This window comes from Bacillus atrophaeus, from assembly GCF_039519175.1.
GTDB lineage: Bacteria > Bacillota > Bacilli > Bacillales > Bacillaceae > Bacillus > Bacillus atrophaeus.
This window is the reverse complement of record NZ_CP154443.1, coordinates 3,081,069-3,106,125: the sequence shown is the minus strand read 5'-3', so window position 1 is coordinate 3,106,125 and position 25,057 is coordinate 3,081,069. Positions and strand designations below refer to the sequence as shown.

23 protein-coding genes are annotated in these 25,057 nt (G+C 44.1%); all 23 read right to left on the bottom strand.

Going from position 1 to position 25,057, the window contains the following annotated elements; translation table 11 throughout:
* Position 1: 1 nt before the first annotated feature.
* On the bottom strand, positions 2 to 235 hold the full coding sequence (locus tag AAHT65_RS15830; RefSeq protein WP_003328881.1) for a YlzJ-like family protein: 234 nt from the start codon (positions 233 to 235) through the stop codon (positions 2 to 4).
* Positions 232 to 969: a ClpP family protease gene (locus tag AAHT65_RS15825; protein WP_010788642.1), complete on the bottom strand. Its 738-nt coding sequence runs from the start codon at positions 967 to 969 to the stop codon at positions 232 to 234. The genes AAHT65_RS15830 and AAHT65_RS15825 overlap by 4 nt, the downstream gene beginning before the upstream one ends.
* Positions 970 to 1,111: 142 nt before the next feature.
* On the bottom strand, positions 1,112 to 2,779 hold the full coding sequence (rnjB, locus tag AAHT65_RS15820) for a ribonuclease J2 (RefSeq protein WP_003328883.1): 1,668 nt from the start codon (positions 2,777 to 2,779) through the stop codon (positions 1,112 to 1,114).
* Positions 2,780 to 2,956: 177 nt separating this feature from the next.
* Positions 2,957 to 3,826 (bottom strand): 4-hydroxy-tetrahydrodipicolinate synthase, encoded by an 870-nt coding sequence (gene dapA, locus AAHT65_RS15815; protein WP_343310481.1) that lies wholly within the window; start codon positions 3,824 to 3,826, stop codon positions 2,957 to 2,959.
* Positions 3,827 to 3,856: 30 nt separating this feature from the next.
* Complete coding sequence (gene dapG / locus AAHT65_RS15810; protein WP_061670796.1) at positions 3,857 to 5,071, bottom strand: aspartate kinase; 1,215 nt, start codon at positions 5,069 to 5,071, stop codon at positions 3,857 to 3,859.
* Between the two features lie 95 nt (positions 5,072 to 5,166).
* Positions 5,167 to 6,207 carry an aspartate-semialdehyde dehydrogenase gene (gene asd / locus AAHT65_RS15805; RefSeq protein WP_343310480.1) on the bottom strand — a complete coding sequence of 347 codons (1,041 nt, stop codon included), beginning with the start codon at positions 6,205 to 6,207 and terminating at the stop codon, positions 5,167 to 5,169.
* 125 nt (positions 6,208 to 6,332) lie between these two features.
* The gene (gene dpaB, locus AAHT65_RS15800; RefSeq protein WP_061670794.1) at positions 6,333 to 6,932 is read right to left on the bottom strand and encodes a dipicolinate synthase subunit B; all 600 of its coding nucleotides are present in this window, start codon (positions 6,930 to 6,932) and stop codon (positions 6,333 to 6,335) included.
* 2 nt (positions 6,933 to 6,934) lie between these two features.
* Complete coding sequence (gene dpaA / locus AAHT65_RS15795; RefSeq protein ID WP_343310479.1) at positions 6,935 to 7,825, bottom strand: dipicolinic acid synthetase subunit A; 891 nt, start codon at positions 7,823 to 7,825, stop codon at positions 6,935 to 6,937.
* 156 nt (positions 7,826 to 7,981) lie between these two features.
* The gene (locus AAHT65_RS15790) at positions 7,982 to 8,239 is read right to left on the bottom strand and encodes a YlmC/YmxH family sporulation protein (protein WP_010788637.1); all 258 of its coding nucleotides are present in this window, start codon (positions 8,237 to 8,239) and stop codon (positions 7,982 to 7,984) included.
* A gap of 82 nt (positions 8,240 to 8,321) precedes the next feature.
* On the bottom strand, positions 8,322 to 9,554 hold the full coding sequence (locus AAHT65_RS15785; RefSeq protein WP_088117174.1) for a M16 family metallopeptidase: 1,233 nt from the start codon (positions 9,552 to 9,554) through the stop codon (positions 8,322 to 8,324).
* Between the two features lie 43 nt (positions 9,555 to 9,597).
* A complete protein-coding gene (locus AAHT65_RS15780; RefSeq protein ID WP_063637686.1) occupies positions 9,598 to 10,557 on the bottom strand; it encodes a polysaccharide deacetylase family protein in 960 nt (319 codons plus the stop codon).
* Positions 10,558 to 10,673: 116 nt separating this feature from the next.
* The gene (pnp, locus tag AAHT65_RS15775) at positions 10,674 to 12,791 is read right to left on the bottom strand and encodes a polyribonucleotide nucleotidyltransferase (RefSeq protein ID WP_003328892.1); all 2,118 of its coding nucleotides are present in this window, start codon (positions 12,789 to 12,791) and stop codon (positions 10,674 to 10,676) included.
* A gap of 172 nt (positions 12,792 to 12,963) precedes the next feature.
* On the bottom strand, positions 12,964 to 13,233 hold the full coding sequence (gene rpsO / locus AAHT65_RS15770) for a 30S ribosomal protein S15 (protein WP_003154182.1): 270 nt from the start codon (positions 13,231 to 13,233) through the stop codon (positions 12,964 to 12,966).
* A 150-nt stretch (positions 13,234 to 13,383) separates the two neighbouring features.
* Positions 13,384 to 14,340 carry a bifunctional riboflavin kinase/FAD synthetase gene (gene ribF, locus AAHT65_RS15765; protein ID WP_343310478.1) on the bottom strand — a complete coding sequence of 319 codons (957 nt, stop codon included), beginning with the start codon at positions 14,338 to 14,340 and terminating at the stop codon, positions 13,384 to 13,386.
* 19 nt (positions 14,341 to 14,359) lie between these two features.
* Positions 14,360 to 15,289: a tRNA pseudouridine(55) synthase TruB gene (truB, locus tag AAHT65_RS15760; protein WP_088117171.1), complete on the bottom strand. Its 930-nt coding sequence runs from the start codon at positions 15,287 to 15,289 to the stop codon at positions 14,360 to 14,362.
* An 89-nt stretch (positions 15,290 to 15,378) separates the two neighbouring features.
* Complete coding sequence (gene rbfA, locus AAHT65_RS15755) at positions 15,379 to 15,732, bottom strand: 30S ribosome-binding factor RbfA (RefSeq protein ID WP_003328895.1); 354 nt, start codon at positions 15,730 to 15,732, stop codon at positions 15,379 to 15,381.
* Between the two features lie 17 nt (positions 15,733 to 15,749).
* Positions 15,750 to 16,028 (bottom strand): DUF503 domain-containing protein, encoded by a 279-nt coding sequence (locus tag AAHT65_RS15750; protein WP_003328897.1) that lies wholly within the window; start codon positions 16,026 to 16,028, stop codon positions 15,750 to 15,752.
* The gene (gene infB / locus AAHT65_RS15745; RefSeq protein WP_063637683.1) at positions 16,025 to 18,181 is read right to left on the bottom strand and encodes a translation initiation factor IF-2; all 2,157 of its coding nucleotides are present in this window, start codon (positions 18,179 to 18,181) and stop codon (positions 16,025 to 16,027) included. Before infB ends, AAHT65_RS15750 begins: the two co-directional genes overlap by 4 nt.
* A gap of 19 nt (positions 18,182 to 18,200) precedes the next feature.
* A complete protein-coding gene (locus tag AAHT65_RS15740) occupies positions 18,201 to 18,503 on the bottom strand; it encodes a YlxQ family RNA-binding protein (protein WP_003328899.1) in 303 nt (100 codons plus the stop codon).
* Between the two features lies 1 nt (position 18,504).
* Positions 18,505 to 18,780, bottom strand: coding sequence for a glucose-induced regulator RulR (gene rulR / locus AAHT65_RS15735; protein ID WP_003328900.1), 276 nt, complete (start codon positions 18,778 to 18,780; stop codon positions 18,505 to 18,507).
* 13 nt (positions 18,781 to 18,793) lie between these two features.
* Entirely contained in the window at positions 18,794 to 19,912 is a 1,119-nt protein-coding gene (gene nusA, locus AAHT65_RS15730; protein ID WP_003328901.1) for a transcription termination factor NusA, read from the bottom strand.
* 31 nt (positions 19,913 to 19,943) lie between these two features.
* The gene (gene rimP, locus AAHT65_RS15725; RefSeq protein ID WP_003328902.1) at positions 19,944 to 20,417 is read right to left on the bottom strand and encodes a ribosome maturation factor RimP; all 474 of its coding nucleotides are present in this window, start codon (positions 20,415 to 20,417) and stop codon (positions 19,944 to 19,946) included.
* 323 nt (positions 20,418 to 20,740) lie between these two features.
* On the bottom strand, positions 20,741 to 25,054 hold the full coding sequence (locus AAHT65_RS15720; RefSeq protein WP_003328904.1) for a PolC-type DNA polymerase III: 4,314 nt from the start codon (positions 25,052 to 25,054) through the stop codon (positions 20,741 to 20,743).
* Positions 25,055 to 25,057: the final 3 nt, after the last annotated feature.

Here is a 25,057-nt window from a genome sequence, read left to right as displayed (position 1 = left end):
CTTAAGAAACGGGAGGATTGCCGTTTAAGTTCAACTTAAGCTTTTGGCCCGGGGCAATATCCTGATTTAAAAAATGCATCGGGTTGGTGCTTAAAATTTGTACGACTTCCGCTTCCTGGCCTTTCATCTCAACAAGGATCGGCACGCCTGCATATTCGACCTGTTCATGGGCCCCTGCTTGCTGGTTTTGATCCGCATAGACAATTTCCTGCGGCATGACTGTGTAAAGAATCATTGAATAATCCTTCCTTCCTCGCCTTTCGCTTCTTCAATGAGCTGGTTTAGTTTCCTGATGGCTTGGCCGACTCCGCCGACATCATCAATCAATCCGTAATCAGCTGCATCTTTTCCGACCACATTGGTTCCGATATCCCTTGTCAGATTACCTTTTGAGAACATTAGCTCTTTAAACTTCTCTTCTGTCACATTGGAATGGCTCGTGACAAATTTGACGACTCTATCCTGCATCTTATCCAAGTATTCAAAGGTTTGCGGCACGCCGATTACAAGCCCTGTCAACCGCACCGGATGGATCGTCATCGTCGCTGTTTCCGCAATATAACTGTAATCGCATGAAACTGCAATCGGCACACCGATGGAATGGCCGCCGCCAAGTACGATGGAAACAGTCGGTTTTGACAAGGATGCCAGCATTTCAGCTATCGCAAGCCCCGCTTCCACATCACCGCCGACTGTATTTAAGATAATCAGCAATCCTTCTATCTTTGGGTTTTGCTCGATTGCAACGATTTGCGGGATGACATGCTCGTATTTTGTTGTTTTGTTTTGCGGAGGCAGCTGAACGTGGCCTTCTATTTGTCCGATAATCGTCAGACAATGAATATTTGTATCTTGCGGCATTTGAGGGAGAGCGGTTTCCCCCAGCTGCTGAATCTTACTCATGATACTGTCTTTCCCGTCTGTTTTTTCGGGCTGCTGTTCTTCATTTTTTTCCATACGTTCGTCCATTTCGCTTTCACCCTTTCCGAGTTTCTCTTTGTATTATGAACAAAGAGTCTTATTTCAATCCCGGCTTTTCTGATGAAAACTCCTTCACATAAAGAAAAGGCTGAAGCTCTTTTGGAGAGCTCCAGCCTTTTACCGTATGATCTTACACTTCCATAATAATAGGAATAATCATCGGTTTACGTTTTGTTTTTTCATAAAGGAATTGATTCAATGCGTCACGCATGGCTTGCTTAAGCGTCGACCATTCAACGACGGATGTTTCAGTCGCCTCTGTTACAATTGAGCGCACAAGTTCAGTCGCCTGTATAATCAGCCCTTCAGACTCTCTTACATAGACAAAACCTCTTGTGATGATTTCCGGACCGGATACAAGATGTTTCTTTTGTTTATCCAGCGTAATCACCACGATTAAGATTCCGTCTTGAGAAAGCAAGCGGCGGTCTCTTAAGACGATATTGCCGATATCACCGACGCCAAGTCCGTCGATTAAAATATTCCCGTAAGGAACCTTGTCCCCTATTTTAACATTTTGACCGCGGAACTCAACGACATCTCCTTTTTCAATCAAGAAAATATCACTTCGCTTCATACCGATTTCTTCCGCGATTTTTGAATGTGCCTTTTGCATTCTGAATTCACCGTTTACAGGAATTAAATACTTCGGCTTTAACAGGTTAATCATAAGCTTTAATTCTTCCTGTGACCCGTGTCCTGATACATGCACGCGCTTTTGGGCAAAGATAACCTGTGCTCCTGATCTGGCAAGAAGGTCAACGGTTTTTGAATAAATTAATTCGTGCCCCGGAATCGGAGTAGAGGCTATAACAACTGTGTCTCCCTCTTCAATATTCAGCTGCTTGTGCGCCTGCTTTGCCATTCTTGTAAGGGCGGCTAGCGGTTCACCGTGGCTGCCTGCTGTTACAATCGCCACTTCGCGCTTTGAATATTTTTTTACATCCTGCACAGGAATAAATAGTTCATCATCTGCTTCAACATAACCGAGTTTTCTGGCCAGTTGAAGAACAGATTGAAGATTTTTTCCGGCTACGGCAAGCTTTCTGCCATTTTGCGCTGCGGCTTGAATCACCTGCTGGATTCGGTTGATATTGGATGCGAATACGGCGATAATGACGCGGTTTTCCGAATTATACATTGCATCGGAAATCTCTCCGCTGACAGAAGCCTCGGATGGTGTATAACCGGGGCGTTCAGCATTTGCGCTGTCAGAAAGCAAAGCTAGCACGCCGTTGTTTCCGATTTTGGCGATTTCGCCGATGTCACAAGATTGATTAAGTGCGGGTGTTTGGTCAAATTTAAAGTCGCCAGTGCATACAATAGATCCAAGTGATGTTTTTAAGCTGACTCCGACAGAATCAGGAATGCTGTGATTTGTTTTAAAGAACGAAACTTTTGTTGATTCAAATGTAATGACAGATTTTGAGTGAATTTCTCTTAAATCCGACTTGCGGTTGTGTCCGTACTGCTTTAATTTTTCACGCAGCAGTGCAAGAGTCAGTTTCGTTCCGTAAACAGGAACCGATAACTTGTTTAGTAAATAAAAGACGCCTCCGATGTTCTCATCATGGCCGTGAGTTAAAAAGATAGCCTTAACGCGGTCTGCGCGCTCAATCAAATAAGAAATGTCAGGAATCACGACATCGATCCCGAGCATTTCATTTTCAGGATGCATAAGCCCCGCATCTACGACAAATATGTCTGAGTCTATTTCAATGACATAAAGGTTCTTCCCAATTTCTCCGACGCCTCCAAGGGCGATAATTCTAACGTTTTCTGTATTTTTCTTTTTCAAAATCTATATCCTCCTAGTCTCATACCCGTCCATCATCACTTGTTCCTATTATACCTGAATTTAAATTTAGAAAACAAGATGAAGCAGAAGGTTTAGGGAAAACCAATATGTATAAGAAACGGTCAAACTCAAGTAATTATGAGAATGACCGCATAAGTTCACTGTATGAAATTTTTCTTACAGTTCGCTGATGGCGCTGCTTAAACTGAGGCGCTCATCTTCATTCAGCGGGATAAGAGGAAGACGCACAGACCCGACATCAAGGCCCTTTAGCTGAAGAGCTGTTTTGACAGGAGCCGGATTAGGCGCTTTAAACAGCTCTTTCATGATTGGCAGCAATTTCTGGTGTATAAGCGCCGCGTTTGCTGTTTGCCCGTTTGTATAATTTTTGATCATCTGCTGCATATCAGAGCCGATAATATGGCTGGCTACTGAAACGATCCCTCTTCCGCCGACTGACAGAACCGGAAGAGTCAAGCCGTCGTCACCTGAATAAACCGAAAAATCTTCAGGTGTTTCCGCAACGATTTTCGTAATCGCGTCAAGATCTCCGCTCGCTTCTTTAATGGCGACAACATTCGGAATTTCCGCTAAACGAATTGTTGTTTCAGGAGAAATTGAAGCAACTGTCCGGCCCGGCACATTGTACAGCATGACCGGAAGAGATGTTTCTTCAGCAATGGCTTTAAAATGCTCATACATGCCTTCTTGGGAAGGTTTATTATAATAAGGAGCAACGAGCATTATGGCATCTACGCCCGTTTCCTCCGCTTTTTTCGTCAGTTTAATGGAGTCTTTCGTGTTGTTACTTCCCGTTCCCGCAATAACAGGAACCCGGCCGTTAACTTCTTTTACCGTATATTCAAAAAGCGCAATTTTTTCTTCTGTTGATAGTGTAGGCGACTCTCCTGTCGTACCCGCTACCACCAATGAATCTGTGCCATTTTTCAATAGATAATCAATTAGTGTAGACAGCTTTTGGAAGTCCACATTCCCTTTATTGTCAAAGGGTGTAATCATAGCTGTAGCAATGTTTCCGAAATTCATTTTTTTCACCTCATCATGATTCAATCACATTTACTTGGAAAGTTCAAACACTTCATGCAGTGCGTTTACAGCAGTCACCATATCCTTTTCGTGGACAAGCACCCATATCGTAGTGTGACTGTCAGCCGATTGCAGGATAGGAATTCCTTTGTCAGAAAGGGCTGAAACAATTTTTGACGTGACGCCCGGCACACCCATAATGCCCGCTCCGACGGCTGACACCTTCGCACAGTTCCGGGTAACCGTCGGTTCATAGCCCAATTCCTGCAGAATGCCGCGCGCCGTCTCGGTCTTGTTTCCAGACACCGTATACACGATCTCACTAGGCGTAATGTTAAAGAAGTCTACACTGATGCCCGCGTTAGCCATGGCTTTAAATACTTCGGTCTGGACATTATATTGGCCCGCCTTGGCCGGCACTTTAAACTGTGTCACATCTTTGACATGGGCGATGCCCGTAATCAGACGCTCAAACCTGTCACTTCCGATATTGGCAGAGTGATGGGATGTGACCAGCGTCCCCTTATCTTTAGAATATGTGGAACGGACCCGCATCGGAACTTTGGCCTGCATCGCAATCTCGACAGCCCTCGGATGAATAACTTTAGCGCCTTGGTATGCGAGATTGCAGATTTCGGTATACGTTATAACCGGAAGCGGCTTTGCATTCTCCACAATTCTCGGATCAGCCGTCATCACGCCTTCGACATCTGTAAAGATATCAATGTATTCCGCATCTGCCGCGGCACCGAGTGCGGCCGCCGATGTATCGCTGCCTCCTCTGCCGATCGTGGTGGTATCTCCTTTTTCCGTAGCTCCTTGGAAACCAGCGACTACCACTGCCTCATGATTTGCCAGTACGCTGAATAACCGCTCTGGTTTCATTTCAAGAATTTTCGCATCGGTGTGCTGGCCATTCGTTAAGAAACCCGCCTGAGCACCTGTTAACGCAGCAGCTTTTACACCGTTTTCAAGCAGCATGCTGGTAAAAACGACCGAAGAAATCGTTTCTCCGCAAGACAGCAATAAATCCTGCTCTCTTGGAGAAATCGCTGACTGGTCTCCGTAAAGAAGACCGAGTAAAGAATCCGTTGCATACGGATCTCCTTTTCTGCCCATCGCGGACACGACAACGACGACTTTATATCCTTCACTAATTGCTTGTTTTATATGCCCTAAAGCTAATTTACGGCCTTTGTCATCCTTTACAGATGTTCCGCCGAACTTTTGAACAATGATTTTCACTATTTTCACTCCAAATTATTCGGACGTAACAGAAGAGAGCAGGCTGTTAGTGCCTTACTCTCTTCTATTCGTCTTTAGGTAATACTTTCTTATATTTATACAAGGTTTAGTTTTTTAAGGCTTTCCGCAATTTGAACAGAATTCCATGCGGCACCTTTTAATAGGTTATCAGAAACAACCCAAAAATGAAAACCGTTTGCTCTGTCCAAATCTTTACGGATGCGCCCGACGAACACATCACGTTTGCCCACGGCCTCAGCAGGCATCGGATAAAGCTGTTCATTAGGATCATCTTGAAGGGTAATTCCCGGTGCTTCTTTTAGAAGATTTTTAATCTCTTCAACCGTTGCATCGTCACGATCCACTTCAATATAAACTGATTCGGAATGGCCGGTTTCTATCGGAAGCCTCACGCAGGTAGCCGCCACTTCAAGCTTTGGCATGTGCATGATTTTTTTTGTTTCATTTATCATTTTCATTTCCTCAAATGTATACCCGTTATCCTGGAATTTATCTATTTGAGGAATAGCATTAAATGCGATTTGGTAATGTTTTTGATCGCCTTTGACAGGCATGATTGCAGGTTCAATCTCTTCTTTGTTCAAAATCGCCTGTGTTTGGCTGTATAATTCTTTCGCCGCTTCATTGCCTGCTCCTGAAACCGCCTGATAAGTTGACACAATGACTTTATTTAGCCCGTATACTTTGCGGATCGGTTCTAAGGCAGCCACCATTTGGATAGTCGAACAGTTAGGGTTGGCAATAATTCCATTGTGTTCATGCAAGTCCGCCTCGTTTACTTCCGGCACGACAAGCGGTGTATTTTCATCCATACGGAACGCACTCGTGTTATCAATCACAATCGCGCCGCGTTTTACAGCTTCTGGCGCCAATGCCTGTGATACGCTGCCGCCGGCGCTGAACAAAGCGATATTGACTCCTTCAAAGCTCTCTGGAACCGCTTCCTGTACGGTATATTCTTCGCCTTTAAACGTTACTTTTGTACCCGCAGAGCGTTTTGAGGATAATAGTGTAAGTGTGTCCATTTCAAAGTTTCTGTCTTCTAATGTTTTCAGCATTTGTTGTCCTACGGCTCCGGTCGCTCCGACAACAGCTACGTGCAATCCTCTTCCCATCTGTAAAACTCCTTCCGCCAATCAGCATCAACAATTGATTTGACTTTGCATTTTACGTTTTATTTTACCATAGAATAGTCACGGAATGACCTAATTTTTTAGTTTCGGCAAGATTTTCTGTAAATTTAGTCATTTCCCTGATAATTCTCGACAAGAATTGGCTGAAGCTGCTGATGTGAAAGAGCCTTTTCTACGGTTTGCGGAAGCAGCTCCATTTTAGCGACCATTGAATTCGGTTTTTTGTAAGGATCATCTTGGCCAAAGGGGATAAAGAAGATATTTTTAGTGGACATCAGTCTCATTAAATTTGTGCCGTTCAGCCCCAGAGCATCATTTGTTGAGATGCCCAGAACCACCGGCCTGTTGTTTCTGATCGTTGCTTTGGCCGCCATTAAAACGGGACTGTCGGTCATTGCGTTTGCCAGTTTGCTCATTGAATTTCCCGTTAAAGGGGCAATGATCATGCAGTCAAGCGGCAGCTTCGGTCCGAGTGGTTCTGCTTTTACGATTGAATCAATCGCCTCATATCCTGTCAGCTCTTCAATCTTTTTGATCCACTCAGCGCCTTCGCCAAATCGGGTATCCGTCGATTTCACTGTAAAAGTAACGACCGGCCGGACTTCAGCGCCTTCCTTGACAAGCGCCTCAATTTGCGGAAATACCGCTTCATATGTGCAATGAGACCCAGTTAATCCAAAACCGATCCGTTTCCCTTTAAGAGACATGGCTATTTCTCCTCCCCCACTTGTAATGATAGAAGCTTACTCAGGACATTCGCGAGGATCTGTCCGGCTGTTTTGGGCGCCACGATTCCGGGAAGCCCGGGAGCAAGCAATGCTTTAATCCCCTGTTTTTCGGCATATTTAAAATCTGTTCCGCCAGGACGCGACGCTAAATCAAGAATCAATGTTTTTGGTGTCATACGGGAGAGCACAGCCTGATTAAGAATCATACTCGGCACAGTATTAATACAGATGTCGATATCTTTCACATTCTCTGTCAGCTCATCTATTTGAAAAGGAGCCAGCCCCATTTCTGAGATGCGGGCCAGATGCGCCGAGCTTCTTGCTCCCACTTTCACTTTAGCTCCAAGCGCCGCAAACGTTCGGGCGATCGTCATACCGGTGCGGCCAAGTCCTAGAACTGCAACCCTTGAACCGTGTATTGTGTAATCAGTGTGCTGAATGGCCATCATGATGGTGCCTTCAACTGTTGGAATAGAGTTGAATATCGCGATATCATCCCGCTCAAACAGCTTGACAAGCTTACGGTTCGCTTCTGTTGCAATTTTTTCTAAATAGGTGTTGGAGATACCTGAATAAATGACACAGTGTGCCGGCGTTTGCTCTAAATGCTCCTGCTTCAATACCACTTCTTCATTTGAAAATACCGTTGCCACCACCCCTTCCCCTGTTGTAGCAGAAACGGGCAGGATGATGCTGTCTATTTGCTGAAATGCAATTTCATCAATTTTACATTTTACGGCTCCCGTAAAACCATGATCTAACTGGTCAAATCCGACGAGATATATGTTGGCTTGCTGTTCTGTCAGCTTTCTTATAATTTCAAGCTGTCTTGCGTCACCGCCAATAATCGCAATCGTTAATCCGGTTAACATACTAAACGTTCACCTTCTTTATATATACTGGGTCTCTTGTTGTTAAGCTCCCCTCCATCTTATGATCAAAAGGAAATAGCGGTGAATTAAAAGATGAGCTTTTTTAATATAAAAACTGATTTTGAAAATAAAAAAACACCGGCTTGGAAGCCGATGCTACTCTTGGGACGGAGACATCTCCTCAGGGACATCTAAAATGATCATATCTGCCCCGATTTTTTGGATGTGGTTCCAGGGGACACGAATATCATTTCCATGTTTTCTTAAGCCAAACCACTTGACTGTCGGAATAAGAAGCGCTGTAATTTGTCCGTCCTGTTCATTGATCTCTAAATCGGTCTGCCCTAGCACTCCGAGACGTTCAGCTCTTTTGATGTCAACGATTTCCTTTCCGGAAAGTTCACTTAGCCGCATCACTGTCACCCCCTTGTACTATGTATGTGTAAAAGATATAAAAAAGACCTGCCTCCTATTAGAGGCAGGTCTTCAGCGCGGATTATGATGTTGGCATGTCACCGGAAGGACTGATGAGCGCTAACGCATAGTCATCAGTAAAAATTCTTCGGGCAAGGCCGTTGACGCTTTCTAAATTGACTTCATTCAATTCATTAATGATTTCATCTAACGTTTTATGTTTGCCGAGCAGAAGTTCGTTTTTCCCGTTCCGGCTCATTTTGCTGTTTGTGCTTTCCAAGCTGAGCATGAGATTTCCCTTCATTTGCTCTTTGCTGTTTTCCAGTTCCTTCGGTGTAATACCATCACGTTTTAGCGTTCCAAGTGTTTCTTGGATGGTTTCTGAGAGCAGCTGCAGCTGTTTTGCGCCTGTTCCGCCATAGATCGTCAGCATTCCGCTGTCTTCATAAGAGCTGTGATAGCTGAATACTGAATAAGCGAGCCCCTTATCCTCCCGCACATCCTGAAAGAGACGGCTGCTCATGCTGCCTCCGAGCACATTGTTCAGCACGATCAGATTATAAATATCCGAGTGTCCGACTTCAAGCCCGTTAAAACCGAGACAGAGATGAGCCTGTTCTGTTTCTTTTTTTCTGGTAAGCTTTTCGTAATGGAACTCAGGCTGTTTCATGCCGGATGCGGCACCTTTAGCCTCATAAGTCCCGAACCACTTTTCCACGTCCTTAATGAAGCTGTCTGTCACGTTTCCGGCGATTGAAATCACCACGCGGTCAGGCGTATAAAAGTCATCCATGTATTGTCTGAGTGAGTCTCCGTTGAACGAGTCAAGCGTTTCTTCCGTCCCTAGAATCGGGTACCCTAAAGAATGGTTTCCGTAGGTTGCTTTGCTTAACAGATCATGAACGATGTCGTCGGGCGCATCTTCATACATTTTAATTTCTTCATACACAACGTTTTTTTCTTTTTTCAGCTCATTTTCATCAAATGAGGAATGGAAGAACATATCAGCCAAGACGTCCAAAGCATAATTCGCATGCTCATCAAGGACTTTCGCGTAATAGCATGTATATTCCTTTGATGTAAATGCATTGACCTGACCGCCGATGCGATCAAAGGATTCAGCTATATCACGTGCAGACCTCGTGCTCGTTCCTTTAAAGAACATGTGCTCTAAAAAGTGGGATATCCCGTTAATCTCCGGCGTTTCATGCCTCGACCCCGTTCCGATCCATACACCGATCGCAACCGAGCGTACTGTCGGGTTATTTTCAAGCACTACTCTTACACCATTTTGACACGTATAACGTTTAATCAAATTTTGTTCCTCCTATTCCAAGACAAACTTATCTGAGACGCTGTTACTTCACCAGCCTCGTTTCGTCCATTAGTTCAGTGACTGTTCCGAGCGAATAGCCCTTCTCTTTGATCTTTGTGATTAATGCTTCAAGGCTTTGCGATGTCGGGTCTGTCGGATGCATTAATACCATGGCTCCATTATGTATCTTGCTGATGACTCTTGTCTGTAAAACTGACGGCTCCGGTTTTTGCCAGTCGATGGTATCCACCGTCCACATCACTGTTCCCATTCCTTTTTCTGCTGCAATGTCTACAACTGCTTTTCTGAAGCTTCCGCTTGGCGGGGCAAACCATTTCGGCTTGATGTCGAGCGTTTTTTCAATCTGCTCATTCGTCTTGTCGAGCTGCTCAGATATTCTTCCTGTAGTCAGTTTGCTCATATCCGGATGATTGTATGAATGATTTCCGATTTCGTGTCCTTCATTCGCTATTTTTTTGGCAAGCTCAGGATTATTTTTCACCCAATTGCCTTCTAAAAAGAACGTAGCCTTCACATGATGCTGCTGAAGAACCGGAAGCATTTTCTCCAGATATTCATTTCCCCACGCTACATTTATCAGAAATGCCACCATCGGTTTATCTGGATGCCCTTTATAAATCGGCTCTGGCTGAAGAGAATCAAGATGAATTTTAGGCTTTACCTGCTCATACACAAGGTCATTTTCCCGAAATTCTCCATTCTTTTTCATTTGTTCATATGATTTTTTTATATCAACCTTCAAGCCATTGTACCCGGGAATACTTTTCCATATCTTATCGATTCTGGCGTTCTGGGCTTTCACTTCATATTGCGGCGCTTTTTGCAGCAATTCTTCATATAATGGGTCTCTAGAAGCTGTGACGGTTACTGCGTCCTTTTTCATGGCTCCTATATAATCAAGTGTGTACGGATTTTCCATCATTTGAAATGAAACAAAAAAAAGAAATAGAAAAACAGCAAACGGCACGAACTTTTTGTACATGTTCTATCCCCCCTCACCTCACATTATGTGGGAGAAGGACAAGGTAGAACCCGCAGCTTTTTTTCAGCTTCAAAATAAAGAAGCCGGGTCTCCCAGGCTCCTTTTTATGTTTTCATTTAAGATTTCTGTTCTTCTTTTTCTTTTTCCTCGCGAAGCACTGCTTTGCGGGACAAATTGACTCGTCCTTGTTTATCGATTTCAGTGACTTTCACAAGGAGCTCGTCGCCGATTTTCACGACATCTTCAACTTTGCCTACACGTTCAAGCGCAAGCTCTGAAATGTGCACCAAACCGTCTTTTCCGCTGAAGATTTCTACGAAAGCCCCGAATTTTTCAATTCGTTTTACTTTACCTAAGTAAAGCTGGCCGACTTCAACCTCTCTGACAAGGTCTTCGATGATTTTTTTAGCTTTTTGGTTGTTGCTTTCATCTGTTGAAGAAATAAAGATTGTGCCGTCTTGTTCAATATCAATTTTCACACCGGTATCTTCGATGATTTTATTGATTTGTTTTCCGCTCGGTCCAATGACGTCACGGATTTTATCAGGATTGATTGCCATTGTAAGGATCTTAGGCGCATATTGGGAAAGTTCTTTTCTTGCTTCACCCAATGTGTTCAGCATGCTGCTGAGAATTTCCATTCTTCCCTTTTTCGCTTGCTGAAGCGCTTCTTCGAGAATCTCTCTGGAAAGGCCGTCAATTTTAATATCCATTTGCAATGCGGTAACACCTTTTGCTGTTCCCGCCACCTTGAAGTCCATGTCTCCAAGCGCGTCTTCCATGCCTTGAATATCAGTCAGCACAGTGTAATACTCGCCTGATTTGACCAGACCCATAGCGATTCCTGCAACAGGCGCTTTGATCGGAACCCCGGCATCCATCATTGCAAGCGTGCTTGCGCAAATACTTGCCTGAGAAGTAGAACCGTTTGATTCAAGCACTTCTGATACAAGGCGGATCGTATACGGGAAATCCTTTTCAGAAGGGATAACCGGCTCAAGCGCGCGCTCTCCAAGAGCTCCGTGTCCGATTTCGCGTCGGCCCGGACCGCGCATAGGTCCTGTTTCTCCTACGCTGAATTGCGGGAAGTTGTAGTGGTGCATGAAGCGTTTTGATTCTTCAACGCCTAAGCCGTCAAGAATTTGAACGTCTCCAAGTGCTCCTAACGTACAAATGCTGAGAGCCTGCGTCTGCCCTCTTGTAAACAAGCCGGAGCCATGCGTTCTGGACAGAATGCCGACTTCTGAAGATAACGGGCGGATTTGATCCACTCCGCGGCCGTCCGGACGCACTTTTTCTTCTGTGATCAGGCGGCGCACTTCATTTTTCACAAGCTTAGACAATGTCTGCTTAACCTGCTTGATGATATCGTCATCGTGCTCTTCTTCTTCAAATTTTGCCACGACTGTATTTTTCACTTCGTTAATGGCATCTTCACGGGCATGTTTTTCGTGAACCTGGATTGCTTTTAGAAGATCTTCCTCCGCTAAAGCTTTGACCTTATCACTTAGCTCCGCATCAATTTCATAAAGCTTAATTTCTGATTTTTCTTTGCCGACAGCTGCAACAATCTCTTCTTGGAAAGCAATTAAGCGTTTGATTTCCTCATGGCCGAACATGATCGCTTCAAGCATTGTTTCTTCAGGAACTTCATCCGCTCCCGCTTCCACCATGTTGATGGCGTCCTTTGTTCCGGCTACTACAAGATGAATGTCACTTTTTTCAAGCTGATCAACAGTCGGATTAATGATAAACTGATTATCGACGCGTCCTACTGTTACACCCGCAATCGGCCCTTCAAACGGGATATCCGATACACAAAGCGCAAGGGATGAACCAAACATAGCCGCCATTTCTGATGAACAGTCTTGATCAACGCTCATGACAATGCTGATGACCTGAACTTCGTTACGGAATCCATCAGCAAACAGAGGTCGGATCGGACGATCAATCAAGCGGCTTGCCAAAATCGCTTTTTCGCTTGGACGTCCTTCTCTTTTAATAAATCCGCCCGGAATTTTACCTACAGCATATAATCTTTCTTCGTAGTTCACTGTAAGCGGGAAAAAATCAAGCGGTTTCGGTTCTTTAGAAGCGGTTGCTGAGCTGAGAACTGCGGTATCGCCGTAGCGGATCATGACAGCTCCGTTTGCCTGTTTTGCAAGCTGGCCGGTTTCGACAGTCAGTTTTCTGCCGGCCCAATCTATGGTAAAGACATGTTTCTCTTGTCCCATTCGATTACGAACTCCTCTCTTTGTGTGTGAAATAATCAATTACTCCTATTATGAACGAAATGAATTGAACATATCAATGTCAAAGTAGTATGTAAAAGGATTTCAATGATTTTTATCAAGAATTTTTCGCTTTTATACGATAAAAAAGCGGGAATCCTCCCGCTTTTTACGATTATCGACGTAAGCCTAGTTTGTTAATTAACTCACGGTAACGAGTTACGTCTTTATTACGTAGATACGTAAGAAGATTACGACGCTTACCTACCATTTTAAGAAGACCGCGACGTGAGTGGTGGTCTTTCTTGTGAGTACGCAAATGCTCGTTCAAGTTGTTAATTGAATCAGTTAGGATAGCGATCTGAACTTCTGGAGATCCAGTATCAGATTCGTGCGTTTTAAACTCGCTGATGAGTTGATTTTTACGTTCTTGAGTAATTGCCATCCTGTTTCACCTCCAAATCATTTTTAGCCCCAGTTACCTAGCAACCGTCGGTGACTTCGGATTGCCAAGCAATGGTTATAAGACTACGAAACATATCATACTAAAAATTACGCTCAGATGCAAATTTTTTAGAATAAAAATTTGCGCGTTTTACATTTTATTTCCGCATTTGCTGAAAAAACGGATTGCGTCTTGCTTATCTTTTTCAATTTGCTCCGTTAATTCTGCTATGCCGCTGAACTTGCGTTCGCTTCTGATTCGCTTATACCATTTGATTTTGATGGACTCGCCGTACACCTCTTGATCAAAATCAAATAAATGAACTTCGATGGAGGGCTGTTCCGGGCGCTTTTCATAAAATGTCGGTTTATACCCGATATTGCAGACGCCCTGATATACATTTCCGTTTATTTCAGCCTGAACGGCGTATACCCCTGTAGGCGGAACAATATAGGTGTTGTTCAGCCCGACATTTGCTGTCGGAAAGCCGATGGTCCGGCCTCTTTTGTCACCGTGAATAATGATGCCTTTAATAAAATAAGGCTGTCCGAGCAGCACGCCCGCTAGTTCGACGTCTCCATTTTGAAGAGCCGTCCGGATGAAGCTGGAGCTTATTTTTTTATCCTGCTCCGTTAATTTTTCCACCGTCGTACAATCAGCCTGACCGTTCAGATCAAGCGGCATGCTCGCCATCGTGCCTTTACCGTATTTTCCGTAGGTAAAGTCAAAACCCGCTACCGCATGCTGCACATTAAGACCTACAATGTATTGGTCCGCAAATTGTTCAGGAGTCAGAGACGCAAAGGCTTCGTTAAACTTGACGACATACAAAACATCAGTGCCTAATTGTTCAATCTGGCTGATTTTGTCTTCCAAAGGCGTAATCAGATCCTTTGGCTCCCTCTCCCTGCCCAATACGTGGGAAGGGTGCGGGTGAAATGTCATGACAGCTAATGCAAGACCTTTTTCATCGGCTATAGCCTTTGCTGTACCTATCACCTTTTGATGCCCGAGATGCACGCCGTCGAAATAGCCTAATGCCATTACAGACTTTGCCTGCTCTTCCTTTTTTAAATTGTGGGGATGAGTAATATGTATCGTCTTCACAGAACGGTCACCTTTTTTCTTATTGTTCGCTTTTTTGCACTAATACTTTTGCCGGCTTTAACAGCCCTTGTTTTGTAGGATGAGGAAAATAAATGGCCAAACAATTCCCGGATTCAGTAAAGACAGCTATTCGGTCCTCACAGGTCAATTGAGAGAATTGCTCTGGTATATCAAGTAAAGCCCCATTTTCTACTTTCTTAGCTAATGTATCACTTATGACCCATTTCGGCAAATGATTAAGCGCCCGTTCAATCGGAACCGTGTGCTCGGCTATGGTGCCGGCTTCCGCTTGTACTTCAAGCTCTTCAAATGTAAAGCACTCATCAAGCGAAAAAGCACCGGATGCCGTGCGGATCAGGTGGGACATATGAGCCGGGAAGCCAAGCTTTTCACCTATCGCCACCGCCAATGTGCGGACATACGTCCCTTTTGAGCATGTGACGGTGAATCGGAAGCGCGCTGTTTCTCCTTCATGCTTAACAGCTGATGTAAGCGCGATATTTTCAATCGTGATGCTTCGCTTCGGCCTTTCCACTTCGATTCCGGCTCTTGCGTACTCGTATAATTTTTTGCCATTTATTTTTACTGCAGAATACATAGGAGGGACTTGCTCTTGCCGGCCCTTTAAGCTGTCTAACACCCGCGCAACCTCAGCTTCAGTTATGCTTTTGTCCACCGCTTTAGCCGCCACTGTTTCTCCTGTTTGATCCTCTGTTGTTGTGGAGACGCCGAGAGTAACTTCCGCATCGTATGTCTTTGATTTCTCCGTTAAATATTCGACAATTTTAGTGGCTCGTCCGACACAGATAGGAAGCACGCCCGATACTTCCGGATCAAGTGTTCCCGTATGTCCGACCTTTTTTGTTCTTAACAGCTTGCGGATTTTCATCACACAATCGTGAGACGTCATTCCGACAGGCTTATGTAAAAGCAGAACTCCGTTGACCATATGCCTCCGCTCCTTCTTTTCATTTCTCGTCTGACTTCAGACGCAGAAAAGAGGACAGACGGGGCATCCGCCTATCCTCTTCCTATTGTTTATTCAGAGTCTTTATCTGAATGCAATTGATGAATTAAAGTTTCGATGCGATTGCCGTAATCAATCGATTCATCGAACTCGAACTCAATCTCAGGCGTTTTTCGAAGTCTGATTCGGCTGCCGATTTCAGAACGGATAAAGCCTTTTGCTTTTTCCAGCCCTTTCAGCGCTTCTTCACGCTTTTTCTCATCTCCCAAAACGGAGATATACACCTTTGCGATTTGCAAATCACCTGTGACACGCACGTCCGTTACCGTCAAAAAACCGATTCTCGGATCTTTCAGTTTCCGGCTGATAATGTCACCAAGCTCTTTTTTCATCTGCTCACCGACACGGTTTGCTCTCATACTCAATTCAATCACCTCAAAAGTTAAAACCACTCTGTTCTAGTGATCGTCCGTTCAATTTCAGGAAAGGAATCAATAAACGCGAGTACGCGCTGCAATTCCTTTTCTGCCTGAACGCGAGAGGAAGAAACAGCGGCGATCCCAAAGCTGGTTCTTTGCCAGGTGTCCTGATAGTCAATCTCTGAAACAGATACATTGAACTTATTCCGGACCCTAGTGATAATCCGCTTCAGAACAGCGCGCTTTTCTTTTAGTGATCCTGCATCATAAATGATACATTCACATTCCGCAAATCCGATCACTTTCTTTCAATTTCCTGCATGACATAAGCTTCCATAATGTCACCTTCGCGAATGTCATTGTATTTCTTAATAGTAATACCACATTCGTATCCTTGTGAAACTTCTTTCACGTCGTCTTTAAAGCGTTTTAGTACATCTACTTCACCTTCAAAGATAACAATGCCGTCACGGATTAAACGAAGGCCGCTGTCACGGGTAATGGTTCCTTCAGTCACGTAACCGCCTGCGATCGTACCGATCTTAGACACTTTAAAGGTTTGACGGACTTCAACCTGACCGATTACTTTTTCTTCGTATTCAGGATCTAACATGCCTTTCATCGCCGCTTCAATCTCGTCGATGACTTTGTAAATAATACGGTGAAGACGAATATCAACGTTTTCAGCTTCAGCCGTACTCTTAGCATTTCCGTCAGGTCTCACATTAAACCCAATAACTATTGCATTAGAAGCGGAAGCTAAAATAATATCGGATTCTGTAATTGCGCCGACTCCGGTATGAATGATTTTGACCTTAACGCCTTCTACTTCAATTTTTTGAAGAGCGGCTGTTAATGCTTCAGCAGAACCTTGAACGTCAGCTTTTACAATCAAGTTAATATCTTTCACATCACCTTGTTTGATTTGCTCAAACAGATCATCAAGACTTAGCTTAGCTTTGTCGCTGCGCTGTTCTTCAACCTGTTTAGACGCACGTGCTTCACCAACAGAGCGGGCTGTTTTTTCGTCTTTAAAGACAAGGAATTGATCTCCGGCGTGCGGCACTTCGTTTAGGCCTGTGATTTCTACAGGTGTTGACGGACCTGCCGTTTTCACACGTCTTCCCAGATCATTCACCATCGCACGCACGCGGCCAAACGTGTTGCCGACAACGATCGGATCGCCGACATGAAGAGTTCCTGTCTGAACGAGCAATGTTGCAACAGAACCTCTGCCTTTATCAAGCTCTGCTTCAATAACAGTTCCTTTCGCCTGGCGGTTCGGGTTTGCTTTCAGTTCTTCTACTTCACTGACAAGCAAAATCATTTCAACCAATTCATCAATGCCTTTTCCTGAAAGTGCAGAAAGAGGTACGAAAATCGTTTCTCCGCCCCATGCTTCAGGAACAAGTCCGTATTCTGTAAGCTCCTGCATCACACGGTCAGGATTGGCACTTTCTTTATCAATTTTATTCACCGCGACAATAATCGGAACCTCAGCCGCTTTCGCATGGTTAATCGCTTCAACCGTTTGAGGCATAACACCGTCATCCGCTGCAACGACTAAAATCGTAATATCGGTTACTTCCGCTCCACGGGCACGCATTGTCGTAAACGCTGCGTGACCTGGTGTATCCAAGAACGTAATTTTTTTGCCGTTTTCTTCGATTTGATAAGCGCCGATATGCTGTGTGATACCGCCTGCTTCCCCTTCAACAACCTTTGTTTTACGGATGCTGTCAAGAAGCGTTGTTTTCCCGTGGTCAACGTGACCCATGATTGTTACAACGGGAGGGCGGATTTGAAGATCTTCTTCTTTATCGGCCTCTTCGTACTTTTCAAGTTCTGTTTCTTCAAGCACGATGACTTCTTCAGTTTCCACACCGTATTCTGAGGCAATCAGTTCAATCGTGTCTTTATCAAGCTCTTGGTTAATGGTAGCCATAACACCAAGCAGCATCAGCTTTTTGATGAGTTCAGACGGTTCTTTGCCAAGCTCTTCCGCCAAAGCACCGACTGTTAAAGTGCCTGAGAATGTAATTTTCTCAGGAAGCTCTTTTTTCGGCTTCATCGGTTTTTGCTGGTTATGATTTTGATTTTTGTTGTTGTTATTGCGTTTATTTTTTTTGTTGTTGTTGTTCTTCTTGTTTTTGTTAAATTGATTATTCTGCACGTCATTCTTCTTTCCGTCTCGAATTTTGTTTGGCTGATTCCCAGCAGATTGCTGCTGGTTTCCTCCTTGCGGCTGTTTCTCTTTGTTCGTTTCCGCAGGCTTTTGAGATTTAGCGGGAGCGCCGCCTTTTTTAAATTTAGCATCAAGCTGTTTAATGGCATTTTCTTCAATCATCGCCATGTGATTATTGACTTCCATGTTCATGTTTTTAAGCGCGGTTAAAATTTCCTTACTTGAAACATTTATGGCTTTTGCATATTCATATACTCTCATTTTAGCCATTCGTTCACCCCCAAAAATATTAATCGAGCAAGCTGATCAGCTTATTCGCAAAACCTTGGTCAGTGACGGCGACAACGACACGGGATTCTTTACCGATAGAGCGTCCTAGAACCGCGCGATCCGCTACTTTTTTATAAGGGACTTTATAATAATTGCACTTGTCGGATACTTTTTTTGCTGTGTTAAAAGATGCATCCTCTGTCAGCAGGACAAGCTTTGCACGCGCATTCCTGATTTCTTTAATAACCAAGTCCTCGCCTGACACGACCTTACGAGCTCGATTGGCCAGACCCAGCAAGGGAAACCATTCCATTCCAGACATGTTATTTTTTCACCTTTTCCGCCAGTTCCAGCAATTCTTCGAAAATCTGGTCATCGATTTGTGATTGAAATTGGTTTTGCAGAGTGTTTTTCTTTTTTGCAGCTAAGATGCATTCTTTTTCCAAAGTTAAATAAGCACCCCGCCCGTTCTTTTTTCCGGTCGGATCTACTGCGATCTCCCCTTCTTTCGAACGTACGACTCGGATCAGTTCCTTTTTAGGCTTCATTTCACCAGTCACTACACATTTACGCAACGGGATCTTTTTGCGGTTATTCACCTAAAGTCACCTCTTATTCATCCGATTCTGCAGATTCAGGCTCCGTAAAGAGCGGTTCGTCTAAGTCTTCTTCAAGTTCTCTTGGATAAATCCCAAGCTCTCTTGCGTCTGTTTCGCTTTTAATATCAATCTTCCAGCTTGTCAGTTTAGCAGCTAAGCGGGCGTTCTGCCCTCTTTTGCCGATCGCCAGTGAAAGCTGATAATCAGGAACAATGACAGTAGTCGCTTTTTCCTCTTCATTAACGATTACATCCAGCACTTTTGACGGGCTGAGCGCGTTCGCCACAAATTCTACAGGATCATTTGACCAGTTGACAATGTCAATTTTCTCGCCTTTCAGCTCGTTGACAATCGCCTGGACGCGCTGGCCTTTGGGACCGACGCAAGAACCGACCGGATCGACATCAGGATCATCTGTGCGCACGGAAATTTTCGAACGGTCGCCGGCTTCTCTGGCAACAGATTTCAGTTCGACAGTTCCATCATAAATCTCAGGCACTTCAATTTCAAAAAGACGCTTCAAAAGCCCGGGATGTGTTCTTGACACATAAATTTGCGGCCCTTTCGTCGTTTTTTCTACTTTTGTGATGAATACCTTAATGCGGTCATGCGGTTTGTAGCTTTCATTCGGCATTTGCTCATTAACCGGCAGAAGTGCTTCAATCTTGCCTAAAGATACGTAGATAAACTTGTTGTCAAGGCGCTGTACGATCCCTGTCATAATGTCTTCTTCACGGTCGATAAATTCAGTATAAATCACGCCGCGCTCAGCTTCGCGAACACGCTGTGTCACGACTTGTTTCGCCGTTTGAGCAGCGATTCGGCCAAAGTCTTTAGGCGTTACTTCAATCTCAACGACATCGCCGACAACATAGTTCGGGTCAATCGCGTGCGCATCGTCAATCGAGATTTCCAATCTTGGATCATATACTTCGTCGACGACGTCTTTTCTTGCAAATACACGGATGGTTCCAGTTTCACGGTTCAAGTCCACCCGTACGTTTTGCGCCTGGTTAAAATTCCGCTTATAAGCAGAAATTAACGCAGCTTCAATTGCTTCAATGATAATGTCTTTACTGATGCCTTTTTCTTTTTCAAGAATGGTGAGGGCATCTAATAATTCACTGCTCATGTTAACGGTCTCCCCCCTTAAAACACCTATATTATTGGAATGAAACAGCTAATCTTGCATTAGCTATTTTCTCGTACGGAATATTGATCCGTTTCTTTCTTGTTTTGATTGTCATTTCTACTGTCACAGTTTGTCCATCAAATTCGGCCAGTTCGCCTTCAAACACTTTTACGCCGTCAATCGGCTCATACGTTTTAATATAAACATTTTTTCCAAGTGATCTGTCGAAGTCAGCTTTTTTCTTTAACGGACGCTCGGCTCCAGGAGAAGATACTTCAAGAAAGTAATTTTGGCTGATTGGATCGGCCTCATCAAGCTTTTCGCTCAATAATTCGCTTACTTTGGCACATTCCTCAATATCAACCCCGTTATCGGAATCAATAAACACGCGAAGGAACCAGTTTTGACCCTCTTTGACAAATTCGATGTCAACGAGTTCAAGCTGAAGATTGTCTGCTATTGGCTGAGCCATTTCTCGAGCGGTATCAATCACTTTTTTGCTCATTCTTTTCCTCCTTGTGCTTGCGATATCACGTTCATCTCATCTTCTCTGCATAAAAACCCTGCTTCAAGAGAGCAGGGGCTAAGAAAAAAACGATGAACATGTCGAGACAAAATTGCCTGTTCAATACAAAAGAGCGGGTTTCCCCACTCTTTGCCTCGGTAATCGTTAGCATTTCCAATAAAACTATACCATAACCATATTTTTTATGCAAATGAATATGCACTTATACTCGGGCTTGCGTATCGGTAATGAAGGAAATCATTCCCGTTTTTCAGCTCTAGAAGCCCCTTCTTTTACAGAGTACAAAAAGCAGCGTCCGGTGATTAAAATAACGACAGCTGGTTTTGATCCGGCAAAGCTTCTAAACAGCCATGGCGATCCAAGTACTCTAATATCGTTTTGGAGACTTTCCCTCTTTTTTGCAAGTCTTCTTTAGAAAGGAATTCGCCTTCTCCGCGTGCCTTAACAATGTTAAGCGCGGCGTTTGTCCCTAATCCCGGAATGGAATTAAACGGCGGGATGAGACTGTTGCCGTCAATAATAAATTCAGAAGCGCTTGAACGGTATAAATCGACTTTTTGGAACGAATAGCCTCTTTCACACATTTCACGCGCCAATTCCAGCACAGTCAGAAGGTTTTTTTCTTTCGGCGAAGCATCGAGCCCTTTCGAGTTAATGTCATCCATGACGGCTTTGATTGCTGTAGATCCTTTGATCATCGTGTCTATGTCAAAGTCATCTGCCCGAACTGTAAAATAGGCAGCGTAATAAAGCAATGCATGATGGACTTTAAAGTAAGCAATCCGGACTGCCATTAAGACATAAGCCGCGGCGTGGGCTTTCGGGAACATATATTTAATCTTTTTACAGGAATCAATATACCAATCAGGCACTTTATTATTTTTCATTTCCTCTTCCCATTCAGGAGTCAGGCCTTTACCCTTACGGACAAATTCCATAATTTTAAAAGCCAGTGACGGTTCAAGCCCCTGATAGATTAAATAGACCATAATGTCATCACGACATCCGATAACTTCACTCAGCTCACAAATATTATTGTGAATCAGCTCTTGCGCATTGCCAAGCCAAACATCGGTCCCATGTGATAGGCCGGATATTTGAACAAGCTCAGAAAATGTTGTCGGTTTTGTATCTTCAAGCATTTGACGGACAAATCGGGTTCCGAACTCCGGAATACCGAGTGTTCCGGTTTTACAGCCAATCTGTTCTTCTGTAACTCCGAGAGATTCTGTACCCTGAAAAATTTTCATCACTTCAGGATCATCAGTCGGAATGGTTTTTGGATCAATCCCGCTCAAATCCTGCAGCATCCGTATCACCGTCGGGTCATCGTGCCCCAGTATATCCAGCTTCAGCAAGTTATCATGGATGGAGTGAAAGTCAAAATGAGTCGTTTTCCATTCAGAACCTGTCGCATCTGCCGGGAACTGGATCGGTGAAAAGTCATAAATATCCATATAATCGGGAACAACGATGATCCCCCCCGGATGCTGCCCTGTTGTTCTTTTGACACCAGTACAGCCTTGCACAAGGCGGTCTATTTCCGCACCCCTCATATGAAGGTTATGGTCTCCAGCATAGCCTTTTACATAGCCATAGGCGGTTTTTTCAGCAACTGTACCGATTGTACCCGCACGATACACATTATCTTCTCCAAACAAAACCTTTGTATAGTTGTGGGCATGCGGCTGATATTCCCCAGAGAAGTTCAAATCGATATCAGGAACTTTATCTCCTTTAAATCCCAAAAATGTTTCAAACGGGATATCATGTCCATCTTTTTTCAAAGGCGTATTGCAATTCGGACACATTTTGTCTGGCAGGTCAAAACCCGAGCCGACAGAACCGTCATTAAAAAATTCGGAATGCCGGCACTCTGGACATACATAGTGCGGCGCAAGAGGATTCACCTCTGTGATTTCTGTCAGGGTTGCGACAAGCGATGAACCTACTGATCCCCGGGAACCGACAAGATAGCCGTCATCAAGCGATCGCTTAACCAGTTTATGAGAAATCAGATAAATAACCGCAAACCCATGGCCAATAATACTTTTTAGTTCTTTTTCTATTCGCGCTTCTACGATTTCAGGAAGTTCCTCACCGTAAATACTTCTTGCACGCTGGTAGCTCATATCCCGGATTTCCTGGTCGGCACCTTCAATTTTCGGCGTGTATAAATCATCCTTAATCGGCTTGATTTCCTCTATCATAGATGCCACCTTTTGCGTATTGGCCACAACGATTTCCTTCGCTTTTTCCGCGCCTAAAAATGAAAAAGCTTCGAGCATTTCATCTGTCGTTCTGAAATGAACCTTCGGCAATTCATGTCTGTTAAGCGGGTTGGCTCCGCCTTGGGAGGAAATTAAGATTTTCCGGTAAATTTTGTCCTCGTCATTTAAATAGTGGACATTCCCTGTAGCAACGACAGGTTTATCCAGTTTTTCTCCGAGTTTCGTGATATTAGTAATGATTTCTTTTAACGCTTTTTCATCACGGACAAGCTCGAGCTGCAGAAGGTGCCGATATACCTCAGGAGGCTGGACTTCGAGATAATCGTAGAAAGATGCAATATCTTCAACTTCTTCAGGGGATTTTTGCATCATTCCTTCAAACACCTCGCCCCTGTCGCAGGCTGAACCGATTAAAAGACCTTCACGATACTTTTCCAGCTGGGATCTTGGAATCCGCGGAACTCTGTAAAAATAATGAATATGTGACATCGACACAAGCTTAAAGAGATTTTTCAGGCCGGTATCATTTACGGCGAGCAGTGTCGCATGATAAGGTCTTGATCTCTGGTAAGCGTTCGACTGGCCCATATTTTCATTGAGCTGATCATGATACTGAATGTCTTTTTCGGCTGCGTCTTTTAGCATTTTCAAAAGCAGATATCCCGTTGCCTCGGCATCGTAAATCGCACGGTGATGCTGTGTCAGCTCAATATCAAACTTTTTACAAAGCGTATTAAGACGGTGATTTTTAAATTCAGGATAAAGAAAACGGCCAAGCTCCAATGTATCAATTACCGGGTTTTGCGCTTTCTCCACTTTTAATAAGCGTTTATAGGCCACATTCAGGAATCCCATGTCAAAGCTTGCGTTATGGGCAACAAGAATATCATCGTCAATCCATTCCCTAAAATCCCTGACCACATCAATAACATCAGGGGCATCCCTGACCATATCATCGGTAATTCCGGTCAGTTCAATTGTTGTTGCTGACAGCGGATGGTGCGGGTTTGCAAAGCGTTCAAATTTGTCGATAATTTCCCCGCCTCTTATTTTGACAGCCGCAAGCTCGATAATCGTATCGTATACCGCTGAAAGGCCCGTTGTCTCTACGTCAAACACAATGTATGTGTCTTCCTCAAGCAAACGATGAGCCGGGTTGTATGCAATCGGAACTCCGTCATCGACAATATTCGCTTCCATACCGTAAATCATTTTGATCCCGTTCTTTTTAGCAGCCGCATAAGCGTCAGGGAACGACTGGACAACAGCATGGTCTGTAAGGGCAATGGCTTCATGCCCCCATTTTTTCGCTTGTTCAACAAGCTTTCCGACTCCCGTAACCGCGTCCATCTGGCTCATTGGAGAATGCAAATGCAGTTCGACCCTTTTTTCTCCTTCTGGTGCCGTGTCTTCTCGTGTTTTTGCTTTAATTTCGTTGACATCATTTGCGATCATTACCAAATCTCTGACAAAGGTATCGTTTTGAATGCTGCCTCTCGCTTTGACCCACATTCCTTTTTTCAATGATTTCATCACGGCGGCATCTTCTTTTTCTCTGGCAAACATTTTGATTAAAATGCTGTTTGTATAGTCTGTGATTTTGAAGATGCACAGAGTGCGCCCGCTCTTAAGTTCTCTGGTCTCCGCATCAAACACATAGCCTTGGACCGTAATTCTCCGTTCTTCGTCCATAATGCTGTCGAGTGTTCGTATTTCTTCGCTGTCTTTAATTTGATAGCCGATCACAAGCGGCCCTGACGGCACTTGGTCGTCATCACTTTCTTTCTCTTTCTTCTCCATTTCAATAAGCGCCTGCATCGCCCGTTCTTGGTCTTCCGCAAGTTTTTGTTCCCGGAATTTTTGAACTTCCTGATCAGATACAAATATCTCAGCATCAAGCTGAAGATCCGGAAAGCCGAACTGTCGATAGCTCGTCTGAATTAAGGAGCTGTATTTGTTTTTAAGGGCGGAAGCTTCTGTGTCCGTTTTTGTCTTAACGATCAGTTTATTGCCCTTCAGCTTTGGTTTTTGCTGATTTAATAACGTTAATATAGGCGGTGAAATCCCTTGCAGTTCCTCTATGCAGCGCGTCCAGTAATCCTGAATCAGCCCTTCATCAATTGCTGTGTCGCTCGCTTCAATTGAACACGTTACTTTCGCAATATGGGAAAATGCCTGAGTTAATCTCATGATAAACGCGTCGTACACTTTATATGGCAGCAGGGCTTTAAATTTAAAATGAAAATGCCAGGATTTAGCTGCTTTATGGATTGTCAGCTTATCAATTTCGCCATCTTCAAAGTAGGCCATGAAGGTGTCGTCTGTCATATTAATTTGCTGCAGAAGAATATGAAACTGTCTTCTGTTTACTGGTAACTGTTCCATTAA